Here is a 4,621-nt window from a genome sequence, read left to right as displayed (position 1 = left end):
ACGGAGGCGTCCTGCAGCTCGGAGGCTGAAAGCGCAGTGTTACTGCCCCCAGAAGTGACTGAGGGGTCTTCAGATGAACATGCTGCAACAAACACCATCGCTGTCAGGGCCACAGCGCTCGTGCTGAATCGTCTGGTGTGACTGGTCCGGATCATGGTGGAGGTCCTCCTAGGTACTGAGGAGTTCGATAAGTTATTGGGAAATACCGCAGATGACTCAGAGGCTGTCGCGCATTTCTTCCATCTCTTCGATCTCTGCAGACTGGTCGGAGATGACGTTCTCGGAGAATTCCAGCGCCTCCGGATTCTCCCCCGTCTCGAGGTGGTCTTCGGCCATACTCACGGCACCTTCATGGTGGATGATCATCTGGTCTAGAAACAGGCGGGACGCTTCGTCCCCCTCGGCAGACTCCAGATCAGCGAGGTCTTCCTCACTCATCATGCCGTCGTGGCCACCATCGTCCAGCATGTCGCCGTGGTCGCCGTCGTCGTCGGGTTCATGGCCCCAAGTCTCAAGCCACGATTGCATCTGCTCAATCTCGGGCTGCTGAGCGGCTCGGATGTCTTCTGCCAACGCCGCGACCTCGGGATCTGCATCATCGGTCTGTAACAAGATGTCCGCCATTTCCACCGCCTGCTGGTGGTGAACAATCATCCCTGAGGCGTACTCGACGTCAGAATCGTTGTACTCGCCGCCATTGGCAGTTTCCGTTTGTTCGTTCTGCGCGGCCGGATCGCCGACAGGGTCTTCGGCGTCCTGAGCGGAATCTCCACAAGCGGTAAGTGCAAAAGATGCCGCAAACACACTGGCCACCACAGCACTGAGTCTAGTCTCCATACCTTGATCTCCTTTGAATTGGTTCGCTCTCAAGTAGACATGAGGATCAAGCCGCCAGTCTCGCCAGAAATGGGTCCTTCAAAGGATCTTTAGGAAAGTTAAACTCCCGCTTGATAGGGGGGTGTCGAAGCTCACGTGCCAGACGGCCACAGCCGCGGCGGCCTCAGAAGCATTTCCAGCGGCCCTCGGGTGACCAGCCGACGCCAGGTGAGCGAGAAAACTATAAGCGCGACAAGGATCAGGGCACTGACCACCAGCCCTTCAGGAAGGGTCGCAGGCCCAGGCCGGACCGCGAGGGCAAGAATCAGCAGATGACCCACGTAGGCAGTGAAGGCCAACTGCCCCAGCTTCACCAGGGGCTCCAGCCAGCTCTGGACGCAGCGGTCAGCAATCTTCAGACATAGCCCCAGCACGAAGAGAGCCGCGCCAGTGCCTTCCACCAGCCACAGCGGCATCTGGGAATGAGCCACAGAGCTGATCAGCCGTTGCCAGACCAGATGACTGGTGGGTTCACCCATATAGGCGATGAGTGCAATCGAGATTGTCCTGGCTCCTAGGGCGCTCACGGCGCCCCACATTATGAGCCGGGTGCTCAAGAGCTGACTGGACAGGTCCCGCCGCCCAAGCCACATCCCGAGGAGGAACGGGGCAGCCCATACTGCCACAGGATAGGGCCCAGTGATGAAAGTGCCGGCCAGGAGCTCTCCGGGGGAATCGGTGGCTGTCAGCGGATGCCGGTCGAAGGCCTTGTCAGTGCGTTCCTGAACCGCGAGCCACAGTATGGGTCCGAGCGAGGCACTGAATCCGGCAAGAACAAGCAGCACGCCCCCGGCGGCCCGAGTGAAGGGCAACGCCACGATAAACAGGGCAGCGTAAGTCACTAGAATCACTGAGACGCCGTGGTCCAGGGCTTGGAGAAGCAGCCCGCCCACGAACAGCACCAGTGCCCGCCACAGGATAGAGCCCACCGGTATCGGAGTTTCTCCGCTCCGGGCCCGCCGAGTCAGCAGGGAGAACCCGATGCCCCCTAAGATCATGAACAACAACGAAGCTCGCCCGTAAGGGAGGCGGTAGAGCGTCTCGGCCAAGCTGTCTGCGCCGCGAGGCCCGACATTGACGACGATCATGCCCGCCACGGCGAGACCCCGAGCCGCGTCCAGTCCGGCGAGACGCCACGGGCCTGGCCTCTCGCTCTGCTCGAGGGAGGACGTGCTAGGAGGTGACACGCTCGCTCTCCCTGGCTCAGAATACGGTCTTCGGTACGCGCGATCTCATTCCGCGACCTTCTAGGCTAGACAACCGCCGTGGCTAAACGGCTCAATTAAGGGGCCCCTTGGTCGAATCTTCATTGAACCTTCATCAAACATCGAGGACAGCTGATCAGCGCTGTGCGTCAGTCATGACGCGGCAACTCCACTGTAAAGAGTGCACCATGCCCCGGTCCGCGACTCTCGGCCCTTACATTGCCGCCATGGGCTTCAACGATGGAGCGCACGATCGTCAACCCGATACCGGAACCGCCGTGGGCGCGATCACGGGCGGTGTCGACACGGTAAAACCTTTCGAACAGGTGAGGAAGGTGCTCTGGCGCTACCCCGTGACCAGTATCTTCCACGCTGAGAAGAACCGTCGCTGAGTCGCTGCCGGTTCGAAGGGTGACCTGATCACCCGGTTGCGTGTGACGCAAGGCGTTGTCTAGCAGGTTCGTCAGAACTTGTGAAAGGCGGTCACGGTCCCCGACCACTATGGCATCCTCGGCCTCTTCCTCAATCTGCAGATCGACATCACGCGCTGCGTAAAAGCTACGGGCTTGTCCATGCGCGAGACTGACGAGTTCAGCGACCGAGACAGCCTGGGGCTCCATGCTCAATCGGTGTTCTTCGGCAGAACTCACCAGTGAAACGTCCTCCGCGAGACGCTTGAGACGATCAGTCTGCTCACGCAGCATGGTCAGAGTTTCTGAATCGGCGGCCGCCACCCCGTCGAGCATCGCCTCCAGATAACCATCGACGGTGGCTACAGGTGTTCGCATCTCGTGAGCCAAGTCAGACAGAAGCCGCTTTCGAGTGTGTTCTGTCTCGTCGAGTTCCGAAGCCATTCGATTGAACGCCGAAATCATCTCGGTGAATTCTGCACCCATGGCGCCCTCTGGCACTCGGGCACTGTAATCGCCTTGCGCCACCTGAATCGCAGCGCTACGCACCTTGTTCAGGGTGCCTGCGATGCGGCGGGCAAGAAAGGCACTGACCAAAACGGACGCTACCCCGGCTGCAATCAGGGCCAACAACAAAGAGAGCTGCCACGATGCGTCGAAGGCCTCCTCAGCGTGCTTCACCACCTCTGGGTCCGGATTGGAAGTCTCAACCATAAGCATGTGCTCGTGGAAAATCGCTGGTCCGATGGCAAGGGCCACGACCCAAGCTGTCAGAGCCCCAACCCCAAGGACAAGAATGGCAGCCAGAAGTATCCGGACCCCAAGCCTGGCGCCCCACGGTTGCCGGTCAGGTATCATTCGCCCGTCCGCAACTTATATCCCACGCCACGCACGGTATGAATGAAGCGAGGCCAAGCCGGGTCGTCATGTATCTTTCGCCGGAGGTTGCCGATGTGCACATCGACCAAATGCTCATCTCCTATCCACTCTTCACCCCAGACTTGGGTAATCAGTTCGCGGCGGGACTTTGCGGTCCCGGGTTCAGTGATCAGAGCTGACAGCAGCTCAAACTCGGTCGGGGTCAACTCCACTTGGCTGTCGTCAAGCCACACTTCGCGCGCGCTCGTGTCCACCATCAGAGCTCCCGCCCTGTGCCGGTGCCTTTCTGCTGCCGACTCAGGACGCGACCGCCGCAGCATAGCGCGGACCCTCAGCACCAGTTCACGCGGGCTGAAGGGTTTAGTCACGTAATCATCGGCGCCCACCGACAAACCTATGAGACGGTCCACCTCATCAGCGCGAGCCGTCAGCATAATCACATAGCAGTCTGAGAAAGTTCGGATCCGCCGGCACACTTCCACCCCATCCATCCCAGGCAACCCCAAATCGAGGACCACAACGGTCGGTTCAAGCTCAGCTACCATCTGCACCGCGTCAGGACCGTTACCGGTGGCCTCGACCCACAGCCCATCCCGGCGCAGATACTCCTGGACCAGGCGCACCAGCGGCGCCTCATCGTCCACTACGAGCACAGTTGGCAATTCAGTTCTCGTTCTAGAGGCCATTCCTAGACGATAGAGGAAGACCCCCGAACGCACGCCCCGCCCGATGGCTGTCCGAACCAATCAATCGCGAAAACTCAGCTACGGATCGAAACAGCCTGGCTTCACCGCGCATTTCGTTACCTAATTGTGACAATGATGCAGAACTGTTATAAAGTCTGTCTCGTGCTCGACAGAGGAGTTGAACCTTAGCGTAGCGCCCCACCACCCAGCGAAACCCTCAGCAACCACATCTAGGTGCTCGCAGAACTACCCCAACCCAGCAGTCACAGTGCCATCTACATCGGCAACGGCCAGGTGATCTCCGCGACCGTCTCCAACGGCATTAGCGTTCACGACATCAATGCCGGATGGCACCAGGTCAACGCAATTTTGCGACCCGGAGAATAACCAGATCACACGGTAAACCCCGGTGTCGCGAGACAGGCTCCAATCCATTGTGGTGCAAACAGATCCCTCCGTTGAAGCCATCCACAAAAAACTAGCCTTCAACCCGCAGTTGCGGATTGAGGCAGATCGAAAACGGTTTGCGACCGCCCCCGTTAGCTTCTAAGGGCACCAGTTCTCC

4 protein-coding genes are annotated in these 4,621 nt (G+C 59.4%); all 4 read right to left on the bottom strand.

The window, feature by feature from the left end:
• Window positions 1-216: 216 nt before the first annotated feature.
• A complete protein-coding gene (locus tag TX78_RS11175) occupies window positions 217-837 on the bottom strand; it encodes a DUF305 domain-containing protein (RefSeq protein ID WP_044496272.1) in 621 nt (206 codons plus the stop codon).
• A gap of 131 nt (window positions 838-968) precedes the next feature.
• Window positions 969-2,063, bottom strand: coding sequence for a DUF418 domain-containing protein (locus TX78_RS11170; protein ID WP_147640486.1), 1,095 nt, complete (start codon window positions 2,061-2,063; stop codon window positions 969-971).
• A gap of 167 nt (window positions 2,064-2,230) precedes the next feature.
• Window positions 2,231-3,205: a sensor histidine kinase gene (locus TX78_RS11165; RefSeq protein ID WP_233722255.1), complete on the bottom strand. Its 975-nt coding sequence runs from the start codon at window positions 3,203-3,205 to the stop codon at window positions 2,231-2,233.
• Between the two features lie 140 nt (window positions 3,206-3,345).
• A complete protein-coding gene (locus TX78_RS11160; RefSeq protein WP_456152317.1) occupies window positions 3,346-4,023 on the bottom strand; it encodes a response regulator in 678 nt (225 codons plus the stop codon).
• Window positions 4,024-4,621: the final 598 nt, after the last annotated feature.

This window comes from Nesterenkonia massiliensis (genome assembly GCF_000455245.1).
Taxonomy (GTDB): Bacteria; Actinomycetota; Actinomycetes; order Actinomycetales; family Micrococcaceae; genus Nesterenkonia; species Nesterenkonia rhizosphaerae.
Note: the sequence above shows the minus strand (reverse complement) of the source record. Positions and strands in the feature narration are given on the sequence as shown.